This window comes from Pedococcus sp. P2_F6 (assembly GCF_056403675.1).
On the sequence record NZ_JBFUEZ010000001.1, the window covers coordinates 480,819 to 501,279 of the forward strand.

21 protein-coding genes are annotated in these 20,461 nt (G+C 70.1%); 9 read left to right on the forward strand and 12 right to left on the reverse strand.

Going from position 1 to position 20,461, the window contains the following annotated elements:
• Positions 1-41 precede the first annotated feature (41 nt).
• The 6 genes from AC1DWP_RS02245 to AC1DWP_RS02270 all read left to right on the forward strand — a co-directional run bounded on the left by AC1DWP_RS02245 (position 42) and on the right by AC1DWP_RS02270 (position 5,268).
• Positions 42-1,214: a nucleotide sugar dehydrogenase gene (locus AC1DWP_RS02245; protein WP_477612816.1), complete on the forward strand. Its 1,173-nt coding sequence runs from the start codon at positions 42-44 to the stop codon at positions 1,212-1,214.
• Positions 1,215-1,367: 153 nt separating this feature from the next.
• Positions 1,368-2,372, forward strand: a complete 1,005-nt coding sequence (gap, locus tag AC1DWP_RS02250) for a type I glyceraldehyde-3-phosphate dehydrogenase (protein WP_477612817.1) — start codon at positions 1,368-1,370, stop codon at positions 2,370-2,372.
• Between the two features lie 20 nt (positions 2,373-2,392).
• Positions 2,393-3,601 (forward strand): phosphoglycerate kinase, encoded by a 1,209-nt coding sequence (locus AC1DWP_RS02255; protein ID WP_477612818.1) that lies wholly within the window; start codon positions 2,393-2,395, stop codon positions 3,599-3,601.
• A 76-nt stretch (positions 3,602-3,677) separates the two neighbouring features.
• Positions 3,678-4,484, forward strand: a complete 807-nt coding sequence (gene tpiA / locus AC1DWP_RS02260) for a triose-phosphate isomerase (RefSeq protein ID WP_477612819.1) — start codon at positions 3,678-3,680, stop codon at positions 4,482-4,484.
• A gap of 74 nt (positions 4,485-4,558) precedes the next feature.
• Positions 4,559-4,804 carry a preprotein translocase subunit SecG gene (gene secG / locus AC1DWP_RS02265; RefSeq protein ID WP_477612820.1) on the forward strand — a complete coding sequence of 82 codons (246 nt, stop codon included), beginning with the start codon at positions 4,559-4,561 and terminating at the stop codon, positions 4,802-4,804.
• Positions 4,805-4,917: 113 nt separating this feature from the next.
• Positions 4,918-5,268, forward strand: a complete 351-nt coding sequence (locus AC1DWP_RS02270; protein WP_091782702.1) for an RNA polymerase-binding protein RbpA — start codon at positions 4,918-4,920, stop codon at positions 5,266-5,268.
• A 64-nt stretch (positions 5,269-5,332) separates the two neighbouring features.
• Here the strand turns inward: AC1DWP_RS02270 and pgl are convergent, their stop codons facing one another.
• From pgl to tkt, 6 genes are read right to left on the reverse strand one after another with little or no spacing between them, the layout of a single operon-like run.
• A complete protein-coding gene (gene pgl, locus AC1DWP_RS02275) occupies positions 5,333-6,067 on the reverse strand; it encodes a 6-phosphogluconolactonase (RefSeq protein WP_477612821.1) in 735 nt (244 codons plus the stop codon).
• Positions 6,064-7,326 carry a glucose-6-phosphate dehydrogenase assembly protein OpcA gene (opcA, locus tag AC1DWP_RS02280; protein WP_477612822.1) on the reverse strand — a complete coding sequence of 421 codons (1,263 nt, stop codon included), beginning with the start codon at positions 7,324-7,326 and terminating at the stop codon, positions 6,064-6,066. The genes pgl and opcA overlap by 4 nt, the downstream gene beginning before the upstream one ends.
• Before the next feature lie 55 nt (positions 7,327-7,381).
• On the reverse strand, positions 7,382-8,926 hold the full coding sequence (gene zwf / locus AC1DWP_RS02285; protein ID WP_477612823.1) for a glucose-6-phosphate dehydrogenase: 1,545 nt from the start codon (positions 8,924-8,926) through the stop codon (positions 7,382-7,384).
• The gene (locus tag AC1DWP_RS02290; RefSeq protein ID WP_477612824.1) at positions 8,923-10,602 is read right to left on the reverse strand and encodes a glucose-6-phosphate isomerase; all 1,680 of its coding nucleotides are present in this window, start codon (positions 10,600-10,602) and stop codon (positions 8,923-8,925) included. The genes zwf and AC1DWP_RS02290 overlap by 4 nt, the downstream gene beginning before the upstream one ends.
• On the reverse strand, positions 10,599-11,744 hold the full coding sequence (gene tal, locus AC1DWP_RS02295; protein ID WP_477612825.1) for a transaldolase: 1,146 nt from the start codon (positions 11,742-11,744) through the stop codon (positions 10,599-10,601). The genes AC1DWP_RS02290 and tal overlap by 4 nt, the downstream gene beginning before the upstream one ends.
• 6 nt (positions 11,745-11,750) lie before the next feature.
• On the reverse strand, positions 11,751-13,910 hold the full coding sequence (tkt, locus tag AC1DWP_RS02300) for a transketolase (protein WP_477612826.1): 2,160 nt from the start codon (positions 13,908-13,910) through the stop codon (positions 11,751-11,753).
• A gap of 163 nt (positions 13,911-14,073) precedes the next feature.
• Between tkt and AC1DWP_RS02305 the strand changes: the two genes are divergently transcribed.
• Positions 14,074-15,024, forward strand: a complete 951-nt coding sequence (locus AC1DWP_RS02305) for a heme o synthase (RefSeq protein WP_477612827.1) — start codon at positions 14,074-14,076, stop codon at positions 15,022-15,024.
• On the opposite strand, the gene AC1DWP_RS02310 is transcribed toward AC1DWP_RS02305, so the two are convergent.
• From AC1DWP_RS02310 to AC1DWP_RS02335, 6 genes are all read right to left on the reverse strand, one after another.
• Entirely contained in the window at positions 15,011-16,315 is a 1,305-nt protein-coding gene (locus AC1DWP_RS02310; protein WP_477612828.1) for an MFS transporter, read from the reverse strand. The genes AC1DWP_RS02305 and AC1DWP_RS02310 overlap by 14 nt on opposite strands.
• Positions 16,312-16,893 carry an ArsR/SmtB family transcription factor gene (locus AC1DWP_RS02315; RefSeq protein ID WP_477612829.1) on the reverse strand — a complete coding sequence of 194 codons (582 nt, stop codon included), beginning with the start codon at positions 16,891-16,893 and terminating at the stop codon, positions 16,312-16,314. The genes AC1DWP_RS02310 and AC1DWP_RS02315 overlap by 4 nt, the downstream gene beginning before the upstream one ends.
• A gap of 54 nt (positions 16,894-16,947) precedes the next feature.
• Positions 16,948-17,136, reverse strand: coding sequence for a hypothetical protein (locus AC1DWP_RS02320; protein ID WP_477612830.1), 189 nt, complete (start codon positions 17,134-17,136; stop codon positions 16,948-16,950).
• A 39-nt stretch (positions 17,137-17,175) separates the two neighbouring features.
• Entirely contained in the window at positions 17,176-18,099 is a 924-nt protein-coding gene (locus AC1DWP_RS02325; protein WP_477612831.1) for a COX15/CtaA family protein, read from the reverse strand.
• Between the two features lie 235 nt (positions 18,100-18,334).
• Positions 18,335-19,108: an ABC transporter permease gene (locus AC1DWP_RS02330; RefSeq protein WP_477612832.1), complete on the reverse strand. Its 774-nt coding sequence runs from the start codon at positions 19,106-19,108 to the stop codon at positions 18,335-18,337.
• The gene (locus tag AC1DWP_RS02335; RefSeq protein ID WP_477612833.1) at positions 19,105-19,815 is read right to left on the reverse strand and encodes an ABC transporter ATP-binding protein; all 711 of its coding nucleotides are present in this window, start codon (positions 19,813-19,815) and stop codon (positions 19,105-19,107) included. The genes AC1DWP_RS02330 and AC1DWP_RS02335 overlap by 4 nt, the downstream gene beginning before the upstream one ends.
• Positions 19,816-19,983: 168 nt before the next feature.
• On the opposite strand from AC1DWP_RS02335, the gene AC1DWP_RS02340 reads away from it, so the two are divergent.
• Both AC1DWP_RS02340 and AC1DWP_RS02345 read left to right on the forward strand, forming a co-directional pair.
• On the forward strand, positions 19,984-20,157 hold the full coding sequence (locus AC1DWP_RS02340) for a hypothetical protein (protein ID WP_477612834.1): 174 nt from the start codon (positions 19,984-19,986) through the stop codon (positions 20,155-20,157).
• A gap of 105 nt (positions 20,158-20,262) precedes the next feature.
• Positions 20,263-20,457, forward strand: a complete 195-nt coding sequence (locus AC1DWP_RS02345; protein ID WP_477612835.1) for a hypothetical protein — start codon at positions 20,263-20,265, stop codon at positions 20,455-20,457.
• The last annotated feature ends 4 nt before the right edge of the window (positions 20,458-20,461 follow it).

The window sequence follows — 20,461 nt, forward strand, 5'->3', positions numbered from 1 at the left end:
ACCGACGCACGCCAGCGCCTGACTCGGAGCGGGGACAACGCATGACGAGGATCGCCGTCGTCGGAACCGGGTACGTCGGACTCTCCATGGCGGTCCTGCTCGGCCAGCGACACGACGTCGTGGCCCTCGACATCGACGCGGCCCGCGTCGACCTGCTGAGCTCGGGCCGCAGCCCCATCGCGGACCCCGAGATCGAGACGTTCCTCGCCCACCACGAGCTGACGCTGACCTTCACGACCGACCCGGCCACGGCCTACGCCGGCGCCGAGTTCGTCATCATCGCGACACCGACCGACTACGACCCCGTGACCAACTACTTCGACACCTCGACCGTGGAGAAGGTCGCGGCCGACGTGGTGGCTGCCAACCCGACCGCCGTGATGGTCGTGAAGTCCACGGTCCCGGTCGGCTTCACCGAGGACCTCTCGCAGCGACTCGGCACCGACAACCTGCTGTTCAGTCCAGAGTTCCTCCGCGAGGGCAAGGCGCTGTGGGACAGCCTGCACCCTTCCCGGATCGTCGTGGGCGAGCGCAGCGACCGGGGGCAGGCGTTCGCCGACCTGCTGCGGGAGGGGTCCGAGGAGCCGGATGTCCCCGTGCTGCTCACCGACAGCACCGAGGCCGAGGCCGTGAAGCTGTTCGCCAACACCTATCTGGCCATGCGCGTCGCCTTCTTCAACGAGCTCGACACCTTCGCAGTGACCCACGGACTCGACCCCCGCCAGATCATCGAGGGGGTCGGGCTCGACCCGAGGATCGGCCCTGGCTACAACAACCCCTCTTTCGGCTACGGCGGGTACTGCCTGCCCAAGGACACCAAGCAGCTGCTGGCCAACTACCAGAACGTGCCCCAGTCGCTCATCGAGGCGATCGTCACGGCCAACACCACCCGCAAGGACTTCGTGGCGACCGACATCCTGCGTCGCCACCCCCGCATCGTCGGCATCCACCGCCTGATCATGAAGTCCGGCTCCGACAACTTCCGGTCGAGCAGCGTCCAGGGGATCATGAAGCGGATCAAGGCCAAGGGTGTGGAGGTCGTGGTCTACGAGCCCGCGCTGGCCGATGACCACTTCTTCGGCTCACGGGTGATCCGCGACCTCGCCGAGTTCACCGAGGTGGCCGACGTCATCGTCGCCAACCGGATGGTCGGCGAGCTCACGCCGGTGGCCGACAAGGTCTACACCCGAGACCTCTTCGGCGGCGACTACTGACCTGCTCCTGAGCCCTGGGCGAGGGGGCGACGTTACCGGCCCGTACGCCGGACCGCCGTGACTCCCGGCGGCCCCGCTCGCTAGGCTCGGGCCCGAGCATTTCCGCGCCGCGCCACGCGGCATACCGTCCCCATCTGAGAAGGACTTGGCATCGTGACTGTTCGCGTAGGTATCAACGGCTTCGGCCGCATCGGCCGCAACTTCTTCCGCGCCATCGAGGCGTCGGGAGCCGACATCGAGGTCGTGGCCACCAACGACCTGATGGACAACAAGACGCTGGCGCACCTGCTCAAGTACGACTCGATCCTCGGCCGCTTCCCCGGTGAGGTGACCTACGACGACACCTCGATCACCGCCGGTGGTAAGACGTTCAAGGTCTTCGAGGAGCGCGACCCGGCCAAGATCGACTGGGCCTCTGTCGGCGCCGACATCGTCGTGGAGTCGACCGGCTTCTTCACCGACGCGACCAAGGCCAAGGCGCACATCGACGGCGGCGCCAAGAAGGTCATCATCTCCGCGCCGGCGTCCAACGAGGACATCACCATCGTCATGGGCGTCAACGACGACCAGTACGACGCGGCCAAGCACACCATCATCTCCAACGCGTCCTGCACGACGAACTGCCTCGGCCCGATGGCCAAGGTCCTCAACGACGAGTTCGGCATCGTCAAGGGCCTGATGACGACCATCCACGCCTACACCCAGGACCAGAACCTCCAGGACGCCCCGCACAAGGACCTGCGTCGCGCCCGGGCCGCAGCGCTCAACATCGTGCCCACCTCGACCGGCGCGGCCAAGGCCATCGGCCTCGTGCTGCCCGAGCTCAAGGGCAAGCTCGACGGGTTCGCGCTGCGCGTCCCGATCGCCACCGGTTCGGCGACCGACCTCACCTTCGAGGCGGGCCGCGAGACGACCGCCGAAGAGGTGAACGCCGCAGTCAAGGCCGCCGCCGAGGGTCCGCTCAAGGGCATCCTCGTCTACACCGAGGACGCCATCGTCTCCAAGGACATCGAGACCGACCCGGCCTCGTGCATCTTCGACGCAGGCCTGACCAAGGTCATCGGCAACCAGGTGAAGGTCATCGGCTGGTACGACAACGAGTGGGGCTACTCCAACCGCCTCGCCGACCTCGTGGTCCTCGTCGGCCAGACGCTCTGACCCGGGTCGAGCCACAGCTGATGCACTCGATCTCCGAGCTGGGCGACCTGCGCGGCAAGCGCGTCCTCGTCCGGTCAGACCTCAACGTGCCCCTGGACGGGACGACGATCACCGACGACGGGCGCATCCGCGCGTCGGCGCCCACCATCGCGTCGCTGTCCGAGGCGGGTGCCCGCGTCATCGTGTGCGCCCACCTCGGTCGGCCCAAGGGCGCGCCCGAGGACAAGTACTCGCTGGCTCCGGTGGCTGTTCGCCTCGGCGAGGTCCTCGGCCGCGACGTCACGTTCGCCAGCGACACGGTGGGCGACAGCGCCAAGGCGGCGGTCGAGGCGGCCCGGGACGGCGACGTCGTGCTGCTGGAGAACCTCCGGTTCAACCCGGGAGAGACGGCCAAGACCGACGACGAGCGCGCCGAGTTCGCGCGCCAGCTCGCCGGGCTGGCCGACGTCTTCGTCTCCGACGGCTTCGGTGTAGTGCACCGCAAGCAGGCCAGCGTCTACGACGTCGCGCGGCTGCTGCCGTCGGCCGTGGGCGGGCTCGTCGAGACCGAGGTCGGCGTCCTGAAGCGCCTCACCGAGGACCCGGAGCGTCCGTATGCCGTGGTGCTCGGTGGTGCGAAGGTCTCCGACAAGCTCGGCGTCATCGACAACCTGCTCCAGACGGCCGATCGCCTCCTCATCGGCGGTGGCATGGTCTTCACCTTCCTCGCCGCCCAGGACTACGAGGTGGGCAAGAGCCTGCTCGAGGCCGACCAGCTCGACCAGGTCAAGGGCTACCTCGAGCAGGCCAAGGAGCGTGGCGTCGAGATCGTCCTCCCGGTCGACATCGTCGCCGCCACCGAGTTCTCGGCCGACGCCGAGCGCGACGTGGTGCCCGCCGGCGCGATCCCCGCCGACCGCATGGGGCTCGACATCGGGCCCGAGTCCGGGGTGCTGTTCGCCGAGAAGCTCAAGGACTGCAAGACGGTCTTCTGGAACGGCCCGATGGGTGCGTTCGAGATGGAGCCGTATGCCGCAGGCACGGCTGCGGTGGCCGCGGCCCTGGTCGAGGCGACCGAGAAGGGGGCCCTCACCGTCATCGGTGGTGGCGACTCCGCGGCTGCCGTGCGCCAGCTCGGCTTCGACGACGACCAGTTCGGGCACATCTCGACCGGCGGTGGCGCGAGCCTGGAGTACCTCGAGGGCAAGGAGCTCCCGGGGCTCACCGTGCTCGACGAGACCACCGCCTGACCCAGCCCGACCAAGACCCTTCGGTGGGCCGGGCTCGCAGCCCGGCCCACCGGCATACCCCTAGGACGACAACCTGATGGCAGCGAAGACCTCCGGACGCACGCCCCTCATGGCCGGCAACTGGAAGATGAACCTCGACCACCTGCAGGCCACCCACCTCGTGCAGAAGCTCGACTGGACCCTGCGCGACGGCCGGCACGACTTCGCCGCGGTCGAGGTCGCGGTGCTGCCACCGTTCACCGACCTGCGGTCCGTTCAGACCCTGATCGACGGCGACCGGCTCCAGCTGGTCTTCGGGGCCCAGGACCTGTCGAAGCACGACTCCGGGGCCTACACGGGCGAGATCTCCGGTGCCTTCCTCGCCAAGCTCGGCTGCACGTACGTGCTGGCCGGCCACAGCGAGCGGCGTGAGTACCACCAGGAGTCCGAGGACGTCGTCAACGCCAAGGTCAAGGCGGCCTACCGGCACGGCCTGACCCCCATCTTCTGCGTCGGCGAGCACCTCGAGGTGCGCCAGGAGGGGACTCACCTCGCGCACGTCCTCATGCAGCTCGAGGCGGGCCTGGCCGATGTCACGGCCGAGCAGGCCAAGACCATCGTCATCGCCTACGAGCCGGTGTGGGCCATCGGCACCGGTGAGGTCGCCACGCCGCAGGATGCACAGGAGGTCTGCGCCGCGATCCGCACCAAGCTGGCGGAGCTGTACTCCGGCGACCTGGCCGATGGGGTGCGCGTGCTGTACGGCGGATCGGTGAAGGCGAACAACGTCGCGGCGATCATGTCCCAGGAGGACGTCGACGGCGCGCTCGTGGGTGGCGCGTCGATCGACCCGGCCGAGTTCGCCTCGATCTGCCGCTACCGCGACCACCTGGCCACTGCCTGAGCGGCCAGCAGGTATCCTGAACCTTGCTGCCTTTTCGGCAGCACCAACTGACGTCGACTCGAGATGGGTGCTCCGTGGAAGCCGTACGTATTGGCCTGCAGGTACTGCTGGTCATCGGTGGTCTGTTCCTGACGCTGCTGGTCCTGCTCCACAAGGGCAAGGGCGGCGGTCTGTCCGACATGTTCGGTGGCGGCATGTCCACCTCACTGGGGTCCTCCTCGGTGGCCGAGCGCAACCTCGACCGGTTCACCGTGGCCGTGGGTGTCATCTGGTTCGCCTGCATCGTGGGGATCGGCCTCATCGACCGGTTCTCCGCCTGAGCTCCCGACCGGCAGCTCGACCCGACCACGCACTGACCGCGCGTCACTGACGCACTCACAGACCAGCTCTCCCCAGACCAGACTCTTCCTGACCAGACAAGGACCTTTCGCACATGGCAGGTGGCAACGCAATCCGAGGCAGCCGAGTCGGCGCCGGCCCGATGGGCGAGGCCGAACGCGGCGAGGCCGCACCCCGCGTCTTCGTGTCCTACTGGTGCGCCAACGGCCACCAGACCCGACCGAGCTTCGCGGAGGAGCCGGGCCTGGCCGTCCCCGAGACCTGGGACTGCCCGCGCTGCGGGTTCCCCGCGGGTCAGGACGAGGCCAACCCGCCGGCCCCGCCGAAGGTCGAGCCCTACAAGACGCACCTGGCCTACGTGAAGGAGCGTCGCTCCGACGCCGACGGCAAGGCCATCCTCGACGAGGCCCTCGCCACGCTGCGGGAGCGCAAGCTCATCCAGTAGCAACAGACACAGACGAAGGGCTGCTCCCGGTCATCGGGAGCAGCCCTTCGTCATGTGGTCGAACTCAGGTGGGGAGGTCGGTCGCAGAGTCCGCGTCGACGAGCCAGATCGTCTCGCGTAGGCCGCGCACCTGCGCCGCGCTGGACAGCTCGGGCCCAGCCCCCTCGACTCCGTTGCGCACCGCCTCGGCCTTGTCCGCGCCGGCCACCAGGAACCACACGCGGTCGGACCGGCTGAGGCACTCGAAGGTGAGCGACACACGGTCCGGAGGTGGCTTGGGCGAGTCGTGCACGGCGACGGCGATTGCCTCGGTGGTCAGCTGGGCGGGATGCCCGGGAAAGAGCGATGCGACGTGGCCGTCGGGACCGACGCCGAGGATCATGATGTCGAACTCGCCCCCACCACTGCCACGCACCGCTGCCGAGTACCGCTCCGCGCTGTCCTCGACCGAGTCGCTGGCGTCAGGCCCGGCGACGCGGTGGACCTTGGCCTGGTCGAGCCCGAGGCGGTCCAGCCCAGCGGCATCGTTCTGGGTGTCGTTGCGGTCGGCGTCCCCGGCGGGCAGGTAGCGCTCGTCTCCCCACCACACCGAGACCCTCGACCAGTCGACCGCCGTGTGGGCCGGCACCTGGAGGATCGAGGCGATGATCGCCGAGCCGAGCGAGCCACCCGTCAGCGACACGTGGGGTGCGCGTCCGGCGGCCTGCAGGTCGAGCAGGGCCGTGACGAGCCGCGCGGCGCCGGCGTCGGCCACCGCCTGCTTGTCGGGATGGACGACCACGAGCACTGCGGCGCTCATGCCTTGCCTGACTTGACGCCCGTCGAGGACTTGACGGTCTTCGCCGCCTTGACGCCCGTCGAGGACTTGACGCCCGTCGGGGACTTGACGGCCTTCGCCGGCTTGACGGCCTTGGCCGCCTTCGCCTTGGTGGTGGCGCCGGAAGTCGTGCCCTTGGCGAGCTTGCGGGCCGCTGCCTTCTTGACGACAGCCGTGTCGGACGTGGACGCCGGGGTCGCTGCCTGGACCATCTCCGAGCTGGCTGTCTTGGCACTGGCTCGGGCGATCCTGCGTGACTCTCGCTCGGCCTCCTTGACCGAGGGCGCCTCGCCCTCGCGGACGGCCTCGCTGGCGGTCACCGTCTTGGTGCCGATCCGTGCGAGCCCGCTGCGGATCGCCTCCTCGTAGATCTCGTCCGGGTCGAGCCGGCGCAGCTCGTCGGCCAGGCATTCGGCGGTGGCACGGCGGGCCAGCGAGATGCGTCGGACGGGTTGCCCGGGCTGGCTCAGCGTGGCGATGGCGCCGTCGGGTCGGACCAGGTCGATGGCGCCGCTGCGGCGCTCGAGCCGGACGCTGACCATGCCGGTGCCCGAACGTGAGCGAGCCCGGCGGACCGGACAGCGCAGCGTCTGGGCGAGCCAGGCGGCCAGCAGGTCCGTCGACGGGGAGTCCGAGCCGCCGGTCACGGTTGCCTCGGTCACCGGCTCGAACGGTGGCTGGTCCATCGCGGCGGCGAGCAGTCCCCGCCAGAGGGTCACGCGCGTCCAGGCCAGGTCGGTGTCGCCCCGGGTGTAGGTGCCAGCCCGTGCCTGGAGCGCGGATCGCGGGTGCTTGGCCTCTGCGGCATCGGTGATGCGCCGCTGGGCCATCGAACCGATCGGGTCCTGCGCCAGGTGCGTGGGGGCATCGGTGGGCCACCAGGCCACGACGGGAGAGTCGGGCAGCAGCAGGGGGATGACGACGCTGCGCCCATGGTCGGTCAGGGCACCGTAGAGCCGGAGCACCACGACCTCGCTGGCTCCCGCGTCACCGCCCACGCGGATCTGGGCGTCGATGCGCGACTGGCCACGCTTGTTGCCGATGACCACCGCGATGATCCGGCACGGGTGCTGCCGGCTGGCGTCGTTGGCGGCCTGGATGGCCTCCTCGGCATCCTGCTCGTCGACGACGATCAGCAGGGTGAGGACGCGACCCAGGGCCATCGCCCCGGTGTCCTGGCGCAGGGCGACCAGCTTCTTGCTGATCGCGACGGTGCTGGTGCTGGGCAGGTCGACGATCACCGGGGTCCCCGATCAGTGTCGGAAGAGCGCAGCGGGGGAGAACTGTGTGGGGTGCTCATGGCATTCTCCAGACACGGCCGTCACGGTGCATCATCTCGTCGGCCGTGGCCGGACCCCAACCACCGGCGACGTAGGGCTCGACCGTGCTGCGCTGCTTGGCCCAGTAGGCCTCGACCGGGTCGAGGATCTCCCAGGAGAGCTCGACCTCCTCGTGCCGAGGGAACAGCGGCGGGTCCCCGAGCAGGACGTCGAGGATGAGGCGCTCATAGGCCTCCGGACTGGACTCGGTGAAGGCACGGCCGTAGCCGAAGTCCATGGTCACGTCGCGCACCTCCATCTGGGCCCCCGGCACCTTGGCGCCGAAGCGCATCGTGATGCCCTCGTCGGGCTGGACGCGGATGACGATGGCGTTCTGGCCGAGCTCCTCGGTCGCGGTGTCGTTGAACGGCAGGTGCGGCGCCTTCTTGAAGACGACGGCGATCTCCGTGACCCGTTTGCCGAGCCGCTTGCCGGTGCGCAGGTAGAACGGGACGCCGGCCCAACGGCGGGAGTCGATCTCGACCTTCATGGCGGCATACGTCTCGGTGCGCGACTCCTTGGCGACACCGTCCTCGTCGAGGTAGCCGATGACCTGCTCGCCGCCCTGCCACCCGCCTGCGTACTGGCCGCGGGCGGTGGACTTGCCGAGGTCCTTGGGGTGCCGCACCGCCGAGAGCACCTTCTCCTTCTCGGAGCGGAGGTGCTCCGCCGCGAACGAGACCGGCTCCTCCATCGCGGTCAGGGCGAGGAGCTGGAGCAGGTGGTTCTGGATCACGTCGCGGGCCGCGCCGATGCCGTCGTAGTAGCCGGCCCGTCCACCGATGCCGATGTCCTCGGCCATGGTGATCTGCACGTGGTCGACGTAGTTGGCGTTCCAGACCGGTTCGAACATCTGGTTGGCGAAGCGCAGGGCCAGCAGGTTCTGGACGGTCTCCTTGCCGAGGTAGTGGTCGATGCGGAACACCGCGTCAGGCGGGAAGACACCCTCGACGATGTCGTTGAGCTCGCGTGCGCTCGTGAGGTCGTGGCCGAAGGGCTTCTCGATGACCACGCGACGCCACGCGTCCGCCTCGGGCTTGCTCAGCCCGGACCGCTCGAGCTGTTCGCACACGACGGAGAAGGACGACGGCGGGATCGACAGGTAGAACGCGAGGTTGCCACCGGTGCCACGCTCGTGCTCGAGGTTCTTGACCGTCTGGGCGAGCAGGTCGAAGGACGTCGGGTCGTCGAAAGTGCCTGGCACAAAACGGAATCCCTCGGCCAGGTTGCGCCACACGCTCTCGCGGAACGGTGTGCGGGCGTGCTGCTTGACCGCGTCGTAGACGATCTTGCCGAAGTCCTGGTCCGCCCAGTCGCGACGGGCGAAACCGACGAGCGAGAAGCCCGGAGGAAGCAGCCCACGATTCGCCAGGTCGTAGATCGCCGGCATGAGCTTCTTGCGCGCGAGGTCCCCGGTGACGCCGAAGAGGACCAGGCCGCAGGGGCCGGCGATGCGGGGGAGTCGCTTGTCACGAGGATCGCGCAGGGGGTTGCTGTCCTGCGTCACCCGCGTTGGGCTCATGTGGTGCCTTCCGATGGGGCCAGCGAGGGAGCCAGTTCCGTGAGGGCCTGGGTGACCTGCGCCAAGCCGGCGTCGTGCTCGGTCAGGTGCAGCTGCAGCACCGGACGACCGTGCTCGGCGAGGACCTGGGCGTCGCCGGCGGCCTGGGAGGCGATGAAGTCACCCAGGCTGAACTCGCGTCCGGGGATCGCCAGGTCCTCGTGCGGCGCGGTCGTGATCTGGAGGTAGACGCCCGTCGCCGGCCCACCCTTGTGGAACTGACCGGTCGAGTGCAGGAAACGGGGACCCCACCCGAACGTCGTGGGACGTCCGGTATGCCGTGCCAGGCCGGGGCGCACGTCGGCGAGGGCCGCGTCCGTGAGCCGGTCGAGGTAGGCCATCACCGCGACGTAGCCGTGCTCGGGGTCGAGCTGGTCGAACAGTGCGGTGAGGGCCTCGGGGACGGTCCTGGCGCCGCCGAGCCATTCGCCGCCGAGGGAGCGGATCTCCACTGCTCGGTCGGTGGCGGCGCGAGCCTCGGCGCTGCCGATGCCCTGGTCCAGCAGCGCACGGGCCGCCTTCTTGGCGCTCTCCACATCGGGCTGGTCGAACGGGTTGATGCCGAGCAACCGTCCGGCGGCGGCGGTCGCCACCTCCCACAGGAGGAGCTGGGCTCCGAGCGGGCCGCTGACGGCGACCTCGGAGCGGCTGGCGTCGGCCTCGCCCTGGGGATCTGCTCCAAGGGTGAGATCGTCGTCGGAGTCACCGACCAGCCGGGCGACGGTGACATCACGCGCCGGCCAGGCCACCTCGGGGTCGGAGTCGCCACCGACGACGACGGGCAGGATGCCGGTGCCCTGTTTGCCGGTGCTCTCGGCGATGAGCTGCTCGGCCCAGTCGGCGAAGCCCACGATGCCCGACCCGTCGTCGACGATGACGAACTTGTCGCGCAGGGGATCGGTGCCCGCCATGGCGGCGGCCAGGCGCAGGCCGGGGTTGGCGTCGTCGTCGGCGCTGAGCACGTCGGCCACGGCTTCGGCATCGTCGAGCAACGCCTCGATGTCAGCTCCGGCGAGGCCGGAGGGAACCAGGCCGAAGGCCGTCAGCGCCGAGTAGCGACCGCCGACGTTGGGGTCGGCGTTGATGACCCGGTAGCCGCTGGCGCGCGACTCCTCGTCGAGCGGGCTGCCCGGGTCCGTCACGATGACGATCCTCGTGGTCGGGTCGATGCCCTTCTCCGCGAACGCCGCCTGGAACACGCGGCGCTGCGAGTCCGTCTCCACGGTCGATCCCGACTTGCTGGAGACGACAACGACAGTCCGTTCCAGGTCGGTGATCGCGGCCCGCACCATGTCGGGCTGGGAGGAGTCGAGGACGACGAGGTCGACGCCCGCCGTCGCACATATCACCTCAGGGGCAAGGGACGAACCACCCATGCCACACAGGACCACCCGGTCCACGCCCTCACCGCGGAGCTGCTCGCGCAACGCCGCGATCTCCCCGAGCAGAGGCCGGGACGACCGGGGCAGGTTGACCCAGGACAGGCGGATCGCCGACTCGGACTCGGCTTCCGGCCCCCAGAGAGTCGCGTCCTGGGCGAAGAGCTTGCTCGCGAACTGGACCCCGACGAGGTCGGCCACCTTGGTGGCGATGGCATCGGCAGCGGCGCCTGATGCCACCACGCCGAGTGAGCTCACTGGTCGCCCTTGCCAGACTGCTCCACGTCGGCACGAGCGAGGTCGAGGTCGGACTGTGCCTCGTCCAGCAGCTCGCCCCAGGAGACCTCGAACTTGTCGACGCCCTCGCGCTCGAGCTGGGCGGTCACGTCGGCGTAGGAGATCCCGAGGCCCTCCAAGGCGTCCAGCACCCCACCAGCGTCCTGGTAGGTGCCGGTGACGGTGTCACCGGTGACCTCGCCGTGGTCGATGACCGCGTCCAGGGTCTTCTCGGGCATCGTGTTGACGGTGTTGGGGGCCACCAGCTCGGTGACGTAGAGGGTGTCGGAGTAGGCCGGGTCCTTCACGCCGGTCGAGGCCCACAGGGGGCGCTGGGCGTTGGCGCCGTCGTCGGCGAGGTTCTTCCAGCGCGGGGTCGCGAAGACCTCCTCGAAGGCCTGGTAGGCCAGGCGGGCGTTGGCCACGGCGGCCTTGCCCTTGAGGGCCTTGGCCTCGTCGGTACCGATGGCGTCGAGCCGCTTGTCCACCTCGGTGTCCACCCTCGACACGAAGAAGGACGCGACCGAGTGGATCTGCGACAGGTCCTTGCCGCCCTCACGAGCCTGCTCGAGCCCGGTGAGGAAGGCGTTCATCACCCCGCGGTAGCGGTCGAGCGAGAAGATCAGGGTCACGTTGACGCTGATGCCCTCGGCCAGGGTCTGGGAGATGGCCGGCAGCCCCTCGACGGTGGCCGGTATCTTGATGAGGACGTTCGGGCGGTCGACGGCGGCGTAGAGCTCCTTGGCCTGGTCCACCGTCTTGGCGGTCTCGTGGGCCAGCCGCGGGTCGACCTCGATCGACACGCGGCCGTCGACGCCGTTGGTCGAGTCGTACAGCGGACGCAGGATGTCGCAGGCGTTGCGGACGTCCTCGGTCGTCAGGCCGAACACCGTCTCGTCGACCGTCTTGCCCTGGGCGGCGTACGTGCGCAGGTCGGCGTCGTAGCGGTCTCCCTTGGCCAGCGCGGCCTGGAAGATCGAGGGGTTCGTGGTGACCCCCACGACGCCCTTGGTGTCGATGAGCTCCTGGAGGTTGCCGGTCTCGAGGCGCTCGCGGGACAGGTCGTCGAGCCAGACGGAGACGCCGTTGTCGGCAAGGGCCTTGAGTGCTGCGTTGTCAGTCATTTCTGTTCACTTTCCCTTGACGGTCTTGAGGGACTTCTTGGCCGCCGCCACGACAGCGGCAGGAGTGAAACCGAACTCGCGAAAGAGGGTCGCCGCATCTGCGGAGGCGCCGAAGTGGTCGATCCCGATGATCTCGCCGGCGTCGCCGACGATGTCGCGCCAGCCCTGCGGCACGCCCGCCTCGACGGAGACCCGGGCCTTGACGGCTGCGGGCAGGACCTTCTCGCGGTAGGCCGGGGTCTGCTCGTCGAACCACTCACGGCAGGGCATCGAGACGACGCGAGTCGCGACACCCGACTCCTCCAGCGTCTCGCGAGCGGAGACAGCCAGCTGCACCTCGGAGCCGGTCGCGACGAGGATGACGTCGGGGGTGGCCTTGCTCGACTCGAAGAGGATGTAGGCGCCCTTGGCCACCCCACTGACCTTGCCGGCCACCGTGCGGTCGACGATCGGCAGGTTCTGGCGACTGAGCGCCAAACCGGCCGGCCGCTTGTTCTTGAGGACGGCGACCCAGGCGGCGGCCGTCTCGTTGGCGTCCGCCGGCCGCACCACGTCGAAGGACGGGATGGCGCGCAGCGCCGCAAGGTGCTCGATCGGCTGGTGGGTCGGACCGTCCTCGCCGAGCCCGATGGAGTCGTGGGTCCAGACGAAGGTCACTGGCGCCTGCTGGATCGCGGCGAGCCGCACGGCGGGGCGCATGTAGTCGGAGAAGACGAGGAAGGTGCCGCCATAGGGGCGGGTCAGGCCCTCGAGGGCGATGCCGTTGAGGATCAGCCCCATCCCGAACTCGCGGATGCCGAAGTGCAAGGTCCGTCCGTAGGGACCGCCGGACCACTCGCGGGTCTGCTTCGACTTGGGGATGAACGAGGGCTGCCCGTCCATCGTGGTGTTGTTGGACTCGGCGAGGTCCGCCGACCCACCCCAGAGCTCGGGGACCGCGTCGGCCAGGGCGCCGAGGACCTTGCCCGAGGCGGCTCGCGTCGCGATGCCCTTGGGGTCTGCCGCGAAGGTCGGCACGGCCTTCTCGAACCCGTCGGGCAGGTCACCCGCGACAAGCCGGTCGAGCAGGGCCGCCCGCTCGGGCTGGGCCTTGCGCCACGCGGCATACCCCTTGTCCCACGCCTTGTGGGCGGCCTTGCCACGCGCCCCGACCTTGCGGGTGTGGGAGATCAGCGGGCGAGGGACCTCGAAGGTCTTGGCCGGGTCGAAGCCGAGCAGCTCCTTGGTGGCGGCGATCTCGGGGTCGCCGAGGGCCGAGCCGTGCGACTTGCCGGTGTCCTGCTTGGTCGGTGCGGGCCAGGCGATGATGGTGCGGAGCACCACGAACGTGGGCTTCCTGGACGTGCGGCTCTTCTCCAGGGTGGCGAGCAGCTGGTCGACGTTCTCGACGTAACCACCGCTGGTGCCGTCACCACGCCAGTCGATCGTGACGACGTTCCAGCCGTAGGCCTCGTAGCGCTTGCCGACGTCCTCGGAGAAGGAGATCTCGGTCTTGTCCTCGATGGAGATGGTGTTCTGGTCGTAGATGACGGTGAGGTTGCCGAGCTCCTGGTGGCCGGCCAGCGCTGACGCCTCGTGGCTGACGCCCTCCATGATGTCGCCGTCGGACGCCATCACCCAGATGTGGTGGTCGAACGGGCTGGTCCCGGGCTTTGCGTCCGGGTCGAACAGGCCGCGCTGGCGACGCTGTGCCATCGCCATGCCGACGGCCGAGGCGAGGCCGGAACCCAGCGGGCCAGTGGTGATCTCGACCCCCTTGGTGTGGTGCACCTCCGGGTGGCCGGGCGTCAGCGAACCCCAGGTGCGCAGCGCCTTGAGGTCGTCGAGCTCGAGGCCGTAGCCGGACAGGTAGAGCTGGATGTACTGAGTGAGGCTCGAGTGGCCACAGGACAGCACGAACCGGTCGCGGCCGAGCCAGTGCGGATCGGACGGGTCGTGGCGCATCACGTTCTGGTAGAGCAGGTATGCCGCGGGGGCCAGGCTCATCGCCGTGCCCGGGTGGCCGTTGCCGACCTTCTGGACGGCGTCCGCGGCAAGCACCCTGACGGTGTCGACGGCACGGACGTCCAGGTCGGTCCAGCCGGCCTTGCGCGCGACCGGCGGACGCAGTGAGCTGCTGCGTTTCCGGGCGGGCTGGGACTTGGCGGAACGAGTGGTGGTAGGCACGAATGGTTCTCCTCACACTGAGCTGCACAGGCGGCGCACGACGACGATCCGAGACTAGTCCCGGAGGTGATCCGCGTCGCATCCAGTCCCGTCCACAGGACATCGCCGGGCCGGGGATAGACTGACCCGGCCAGCCGCCCCTGCACCACCCACGAAGGACGCCGTGACCGCACTCGATCCGTCTGCCCGGATCTCCGCGTCTTCGGCCCCGGGTCGCAGACGCAAGGCAGCGGCATACCTCGCGCTCACCAAGCCCCGCATCATCGAGCTGCTGCTGGTGACGACGGTGCCGGTGATGTTCTTGGCGCACAAGGGAATTCCCTCGCTCTGGCTTATCGTGGCCACCCTCGTCGGTGGTGCGCTCAGTGCCGGCGCCGCCAATACGTTCAACTGTGTCTACGACCGCGACATCGACGCGGAGATGCACCGCACGAGCAACCGTCCGATGGTGACCGGCGAGATCAGCCCGCGTGAGGGGCTGGTGTTCGGGGTGGTCCTCACCGTCGTCTCGACCGTGTGGTTCGCCGTGGTCGTCAACTGGCTCTCGGCGGCCCTCTCGCTCGGCGCCATCGTCATGTATGCCGTGGGCTACACGATGATCCTCAAGCGCCGCACCGCGCAGAACATCGTCTGGGGCGGCGCGGCCGGCTGCATGCCCGTCCTCATCGGCTGGTCGGCAGTGGCGAACTCGGTGTCGTGGTCGGCCGTGATGCTGTTCCTGGTCATTTTCTTCTGGACGCCTCCGCATTACTGGCCGCTGTCGATGAAGTTCAAGGACGACTACGCCGCGGCCCACGTGCCGATGCTGCCGGTGGTCGAGAAGTTCGTCGTCGTGGCCCGCCAGATCGTGGCCTACTCCTGGGCGATGGTGGCCGTGTCGCTCGCCCTGGTGTGGGTGAACCCGATGGGCTGGATCTACCTCGGCACGGCACTGGTCACCGGGTTGCTGTTCCTGCTCGAGGCGCACCGCCTGCTGCGCGTCGCCAGGACCGGTGCGGACCCCCAGGCGCTCAAGCCGATGCGGCTGTTCCACTTCTCGATCACCTACGTGGGCATCCTGTTCCTCGGTGTTGCCGTCGACCCGTTGCTCTACCTGCCGGTCATCTCTCGCTGACGCTGACGGCCGGATCCCTGACCTCGGCCACAGGGCCGGGCATCTCGCGCAGTCCGCGCAGCGGGCTCCACCACATCGACAGGCAGGCCACCACGTGGATGGCCGCCATCACCGCGATGGTCGGGCGCAGCCCCAAGGTGCTGCCCAGGGCGCCGGCCGCGATGCCGGCCAGCGGCATGGTGCCGTAGTTGATGACCTGCATGGTCGTGACCTGTCTGGCCACCATGTGCTCGGGCACGTAGCGGTTGCGCCAGGCACCGCGGATCACGTTGCCCGCGACCACGCCGACGCCCACGAGGAGCATTCCCGCGACCAGGGCGACCAGACCGGCGCCCGGAGCGCCGAGCGGCACCAGCAGGGCGGGTGGCCCGGCCAGCACCTGCAGGGCGAGCAGGGCCCGCGCCGAGCCGAGCCGGTGCGAGACGCGGGTCGCGACGGCCGCCCCGATGACGCCGCCCAGCGAGCCCACGGCCATCACCAGGCCGACCGCCCCCGAGCCGAGGTCGACCTCCCGGACCAGGAACAGGACGAGGAGCGCCGCGTAGCCGGTGAGGCCGAAGTTGCTCATGCCGCGCATCACCATGAAGAAGCGCATGATCCGGTCGTGGCGGATGTAGTCGATGCCCTCGCGGATGCGTCGGGCCAGCGATGCCACCTCGACGTCCTCCGCCAGGTGGGGCTCGGCGGCGGGCAGCTTCAGCCGCCAGAGGCACACCGCCGACACGAGGAAGCTGACCGCGTCGACGAGGATGCCCCCGGCCGTGGAGATCGCCTGGGCGAGGAGACCGCCCACCCCGGGGCCGGCGACCTGCATGGCCGACTCGGTGCCGAACAACCGTGCGAACGCAGCCTCCTGCTGTTCGCGCCGGGCGACCTGCCGCACCAACGCCGGGTAGGCGGCGCGGAAGTAGACGGTGCACACGCCGTTGCAGAAGGCCGCGACCGCGAGATGGGGGAGCGTGAGGACGTCGAGGAGCCAGGCGACCGGAACGCTGGCCAGCGTCAGGGCCGCGACGAGGTCGCTCACGACCATGACGCGGCGGGCCGGCAGCCGGTCCACCCAAGCGCCGGCGGGGAGCCCGATGAGCAGCCACGGCACCCAGGCCGCCGCCGTCAGCGCACCCATCCAGCCGGGGCCGGCGTCGAAGCCGACGACGGCCAGGAGCGGGAGCAGGACCGAGGTGGTGGCGTTGCCGAGGACGCTGACGCCCTCGCCGAACCAGAGCAGGCTGAAGTTCCGGTTGCGGGCCAGTGGGGGAGGCGGGGCAACCGGTGTGGTGTGGGTCGTCATGGCTGGGCCGGGAACCCTCGGGCGAAGACGAACACCGACTCGCGCTCGACGCCGTCGTCAGGCACCTCGCGCTGCGACCACCGCATCAGCACGTCGACCATCTCGTCGGCCACCTGCTGCAGCTCGTCGGGGGAGACCTTCATCCAGTTCTGGGTGGCGAAGGAGACGGCGTCCCACTCGGGGACGGACGCGGCGTTGGCGTTCCACTCACGGGTGCGGTCGAACTGGCGCTGGAGGGCCAGCGCCTCGGCGGCGTAGGCGGCCGTGACTGCTGCGGTGTCGTCGGCGAAGTCGGCGCGCGACCAGCGCGTGCCGGGGTCGACCAGGCGCCACCAGCGTTCGCGGCGGTCCTTGGCGAGCTCGGGTGCCTCCTCGACCAGGCCGGCCTCGTGCAGCACCTTGAGGTGGTGGCTGGCACTGCCGACGGCCTGCCCGGTGCGGGCGGCGAGGGCGGAGGCGGTTGACGGGCCGTCGACCTTGAGCGCGTCCATCATCCGCGAGCGGAACGGGTTGGCCATCGCCGCGAGGGCCTTGGCCTCGGTGACGGTCCTGACTCCTGGGCGTTGTTTGGCGGGCATGTGCACAAGACTATTTGCACAACGAAGGTTGCACAAGAGTCCTTGTGGAATGGTCTAGCGCACGCAGCCGATCGGCGTCTGGCCCACGGTGGAGAGGCTGGCCGCCTGGGGTGAGGCGCCGTAAACGGCGCAGTCCTCACCAGAGCCGCGCACCGACCACCACATCGCAAGGGTGGCCAGGAGCAGCATGATCGCCACGAGCTGCCCTGCGTGGCCACGGAGCACGTCCGCTTGAGGTCTCATGGCCCGAGTGTGCTCTTCGGGGCTCGTCCTGGGTAGGGGTCAGTGCGCGCGGAGTCGCACCATGGCGCGGGTCAGCGTCACCACCAGCACGGTGGCCAGGAACATGTGCACCAGGACGACGACCCACGGCAGTCCGGTGAGGTACTGCGTGTAGCCGACCACACCCTGGGCGAGGGTCACGACGAGCACCACGGCCCAGGCGCGGCCGGGAGCCGCGGGCCCGTCGCCCAGCCGGCTCGCGATCCACATCGCGATCACCAGTCCGACGAACAGCATCACGGCATCGGCATGCAGCCAGGAGATGGTGCGCGGGTCGAGGCCGAACCGGGCCGGCTCGTCGGCGTCGCCCGAGTGCGGACCCGAGCCGGTGACGACGGTGCCGAGGATCAGCACGACCGCAGCCACCGCACAGGTGGCCCAGCCCAGCCGTTGGACGAGGGGGTGCACGACCAGCGGCCGTGGCCCGGCCGGCTCCGGTGCGCGGAAGACGAGGTAGGCCGAGGTGGCGACGAGGCACATCGACACCAGGAAGTGGGCCGAGACGGTGAACGGGTTGAGGCCGGTGCGCACCGTGATCCCGCCGAGCACCGCCTGGACGCCCACCCCGGCGAGCACGCCGAGGGCGGGGACGAGCAGGTCGCGACGGCGCGCGGCCCAGCGCCACACGGCATACACGGTCGCAAGGGCCGCGATGCTGACCACGCTGGTGAGTGTGCGGTTGCCGAACTCGATGTAGCGGTGCCACCCCTCCGCCTGGTGGGGGACGGGGGTGTAGGAGCCGGGCACGCACTGCGGCCACGTGGGGCAGCCGAGCCCACTGCCGGTGAGCCGGACGAGGCCGCCGGTGACGACGATGAGCACCTCGACGACCAGGTTGGCGAGCAGGATCCTGGGCAGCCACACCCGTCCGGCGGAGGCCACCGGTGCGGCCATGGTGGAGGTCGAGGCTGGTGCTGCGGTCACGCAACGAGGGTACGGCTCAGGGCGGACCCTGACGCGGTTGGGGGAGTCCCCTCATGGTGCTGGCCGCGGTGGGCTGGCTGACTGGACGCATGGAGACCAACACGTGGCGGGCGGGGGTCGCGGCGGGGTACGCGACGCTCCTGGTGGTGGCGGTGGCGACGGCGCGACCGTGGTGGCTCGTGGGTCTGCTGGCCCTGGTGACGGTGGTGTGCTGGACCAGGGCCGGCGCCACCAGTCAGTCGCTCCAGCGGAAGAACCGGCGTGCCAGCACCGTCGCCGCGAGCGCCCAGAGCGTCATCACGAGCCAGGCGCCCGGCAGCATCCGACCCTCGACCAGCGCGGCGCGCAGGCTGTCACCGAGCGCGGCCGACGGCAGCAGGGCAACGGCGCTCGCGAACCTGTCCGGGAGCTCGGTGCCGGCGATGACGACCCCACCGAGGGCGAGCAGGGCGACCCACAGCAGGTTGGCGACGGCCAGCACGCCTTCGGCGCGCAGCGTGCCCCCCAGGAGCAGGGCCAGAGCCACGAAGGCCCACGTTCCCAGCACTAGGGAGAGGAGTGCCGCGGGTATGCCGCGCAGCGTCGGCTCCCAGCCGAGCGCCAGCCCCAGCGCTCCGATGACGACCACCTGCACAGCGACCACGCAGAGCACCGCGGCGGCCTTGGCGAGCACCAGCCCCGTGCGGCCGAGCGGAGTGACGCCGAGCAGTCTCAGCACGCCGTAGCGGCGGTCGAAGCCGGTCGCGATGGCCTGGCCGGTGAAGGCCGAGGAGATCACGCACAGCGCGAGGACACCCGGAACGGCCAGGTCGACCCGGCGCCCGTCCCCGAGCGAGATGGACTGCGCGTGGACGAGGGCCACGAGTACGGCCGCCGGGAGGAGGACGGCCACGAGCAGCTGCTCTCCGTTGCGCAGCAGCGTCACCGCCTCGAACCGGGCCTGGGCCAGGACCCGGGCAGCGGGCGCCGCCGGCGCAGCCTGCGCGGTGGGGGCGGAGGCGGCGGTCATGCGACCGACCTCCCCGTCAGGGCGAAGTAGCGGTCCTCGAGCCGGTCCCCGCCGGTGACGGCGTCGAGCGACCCCTGGGCGACGACGGCACCGGCGGCGACGACGACGATGTGGTCGGCCAGCCGCTCGGCCTCCTCGAAGGAGTGCGTGGTGAGCACGACTGCCGCGCCCCCGTCGGCCAGGGACCGCACGAGCTCCCACACGTCGAGGCGTGCGTGCGGGTCCAGGCCGGCACTGGGCTCGTCGAGGAACGCCACCTCGGGACGACCGACCAGGGCTGCCGCCAGCGCCACGCGTTGCCGCTGACCCCCGGACAGCCGACGCACCGAGGTGCCGGCGAACTCGTCGATCCCGAGGCGCTGGACGAGGGGGTCGAGGGGCGCGGGCGCGGCATACATCGACGAGAGGTGGCGCAGCAGCCGCAGTGGACGGGCGGATGCGGGCAGCCCGCCGTCCTGGAGCATCACGCCGACTCGTGCACGGTGGGCGGGGCCGGCGTTCCACGGGTCGGTGCCCAGCACGCGGACCTGACCCGCGTCCGGCCGGCGCAGCCCCTCGCAGCACTCCACCATCGTGGTCTTGCCGGCGCCGTTGGGCCCCAGCACTGCCGTCACCGCACCGCGCTCGGCCTGCCACGAGGCGCCGTCCAGGGCGACCACGCTGCCGTAGCGCTTGGCGAGACCGGAGACGAGGACAGCGGGTGGCACGCCCTGAGTCTAGGTCCGGGACGCAGCACCCCTGAGGGGGGCCGGGCACCTCAGAACAGTCGCGTGTCGATCGAGGGATGGGCGACTTCCCCATGTGGAGGGGTGCCTCAGAGGCGAACTGTGGAGGCATCAACCACGAGGAATACCAAGGCACGAAGGAGCACGGCCATGAGTCTCACCGCCCACCCGTACATCGTCCTCGCCGAGCAGCAGTGGAAGCAGGAGAGCCTGTCCGGCGCCAACCTCGCCCGCCGCCAGCCCCGGCCAACGCGCAGGCGCCGCGACTGGCACCTGCCGCGGCCGCTGGGGCAGTCGGTCCGCCACACCCCGCGCCCGGTCTGAGGCCCCCTGAGGCAGGTGCGGCCACAGATAAGGCACCCGCCCCATGTGAACGCCTGCCTCAGACGGTCAGGTTTGAGGACACACCACCACCAGAAGGAGCACAGCATGAGCATCAACGCAGACCCGCTGTTCGTCGCCGCCGAGGTTGCCTGGCGCACCGAGAGGCTGTCGACCGGGCTGGCCAGCGCCGTCCCCGCACGGCACCACGGCCACGCCATCCGCACCGCCCTCGGCCGGGTCGTGCACTCGCACCGTCACGGTCAGGGCGCCGCCCGCACCGGCTCGGCTCGGGTCGCCTGACGGC

Excerpts from the sequence above, each read along its gene's own strand:
- AC1DWP_RS02245 (WP_477612816.1), top strand. The coding sequence starts at position 42 with ATGACGAGGATCGCCGTCGTCGGAACCGGGTACGTCGGACTCTCCATG.
- AC1DWP_RS02255 (WP_477612818.1), top strand. The coding sequence starts at position 2,393 with ATGCACTCGATCTCCGAGCTGGGCGACCTGCGCGGCAAGCGCGTCCTC.
- tpiA (WP_477612819.1), top strand. The coding sequence starts at position 3,678 with ATGGCAGCGAAGACCTCCGGACGCACGCCCCTCATGGCCGGCAACTGG.
- AC1DWP_RS02270 (WP_091782702.1), top strand. The coding sequence starts at position 4,918 with ATGGCAGGTGGCAACGCAATCCGAGGCAGCCGAGTCGGCGCCGGCCCG.
- pgl (WP_477612821.1), bottom strand. The coding sequence starts at position 6,067 with ATGAGCGCCGCAGTGCTCGTGGTCGTCCATCCCGACAAGCAGGCGGTG.
- zwf (WP_477612823.1), bottom strand. The coding sequence starts at position 8,926 with ATGAGCCCAACGCGGGTGACGCAGGACAGCAACCCCCTGCGCGATCCT.
- tal (WP_477612825.1), bottom strand. The coding sequence starts at position 11,744 with ATGACTGACAACGCAGCACTCAAGGCCCTTGCCGACAACGGCGTCTCC.
- AC1DWP_RS02310 (WP_477612828.1), bottom strand. The coding sequence starts at position 16,315 with ATGACGACCCACACCACACCGGTTGCCCCGCCTCCCCCACTGGCCCGC.
- AC1DWP_RS02315 (WP_477612829.1), bottom strand. The coding sequence starts at position 16,893 with ATGCCCGCCAAACAACGCCCAGGAGTCAGGACCGTCACCGAGGCCAAG.
- AC1DWP_RS02320 (WP_477612830.1), bottom strand. The coding sequence starts at position 17,136 with ATGAGACCTCAAGCGGACGTGCTCCGTGGCCACGCAGGGCAGCTCGTG.
- AC1DWP_RS02330 (WP_477612832.1), bottom strand. The coding sequence starts at position 19,108 with ATGACCGCCGCCTCCGCCCCCACCGCGCAGGCTGCGCCGGCGGCGCCC.
- AC1DWP_RS02340 (WP_477612834.1), top strand. The coding sequence starts at position 19,984 with ATGAGTCTCACCGCCCACCCGTACATCGTCCTCGCCGAGCAGCAGTGG.
- AC1DWP_RS02345 (WP_477612835.1), top strand. The coding sequence starts at position 20,263 with ATGAGCATCAACGCAGACCCGCTGTTCGTCGCCGCCGAGGTTGCCTGG.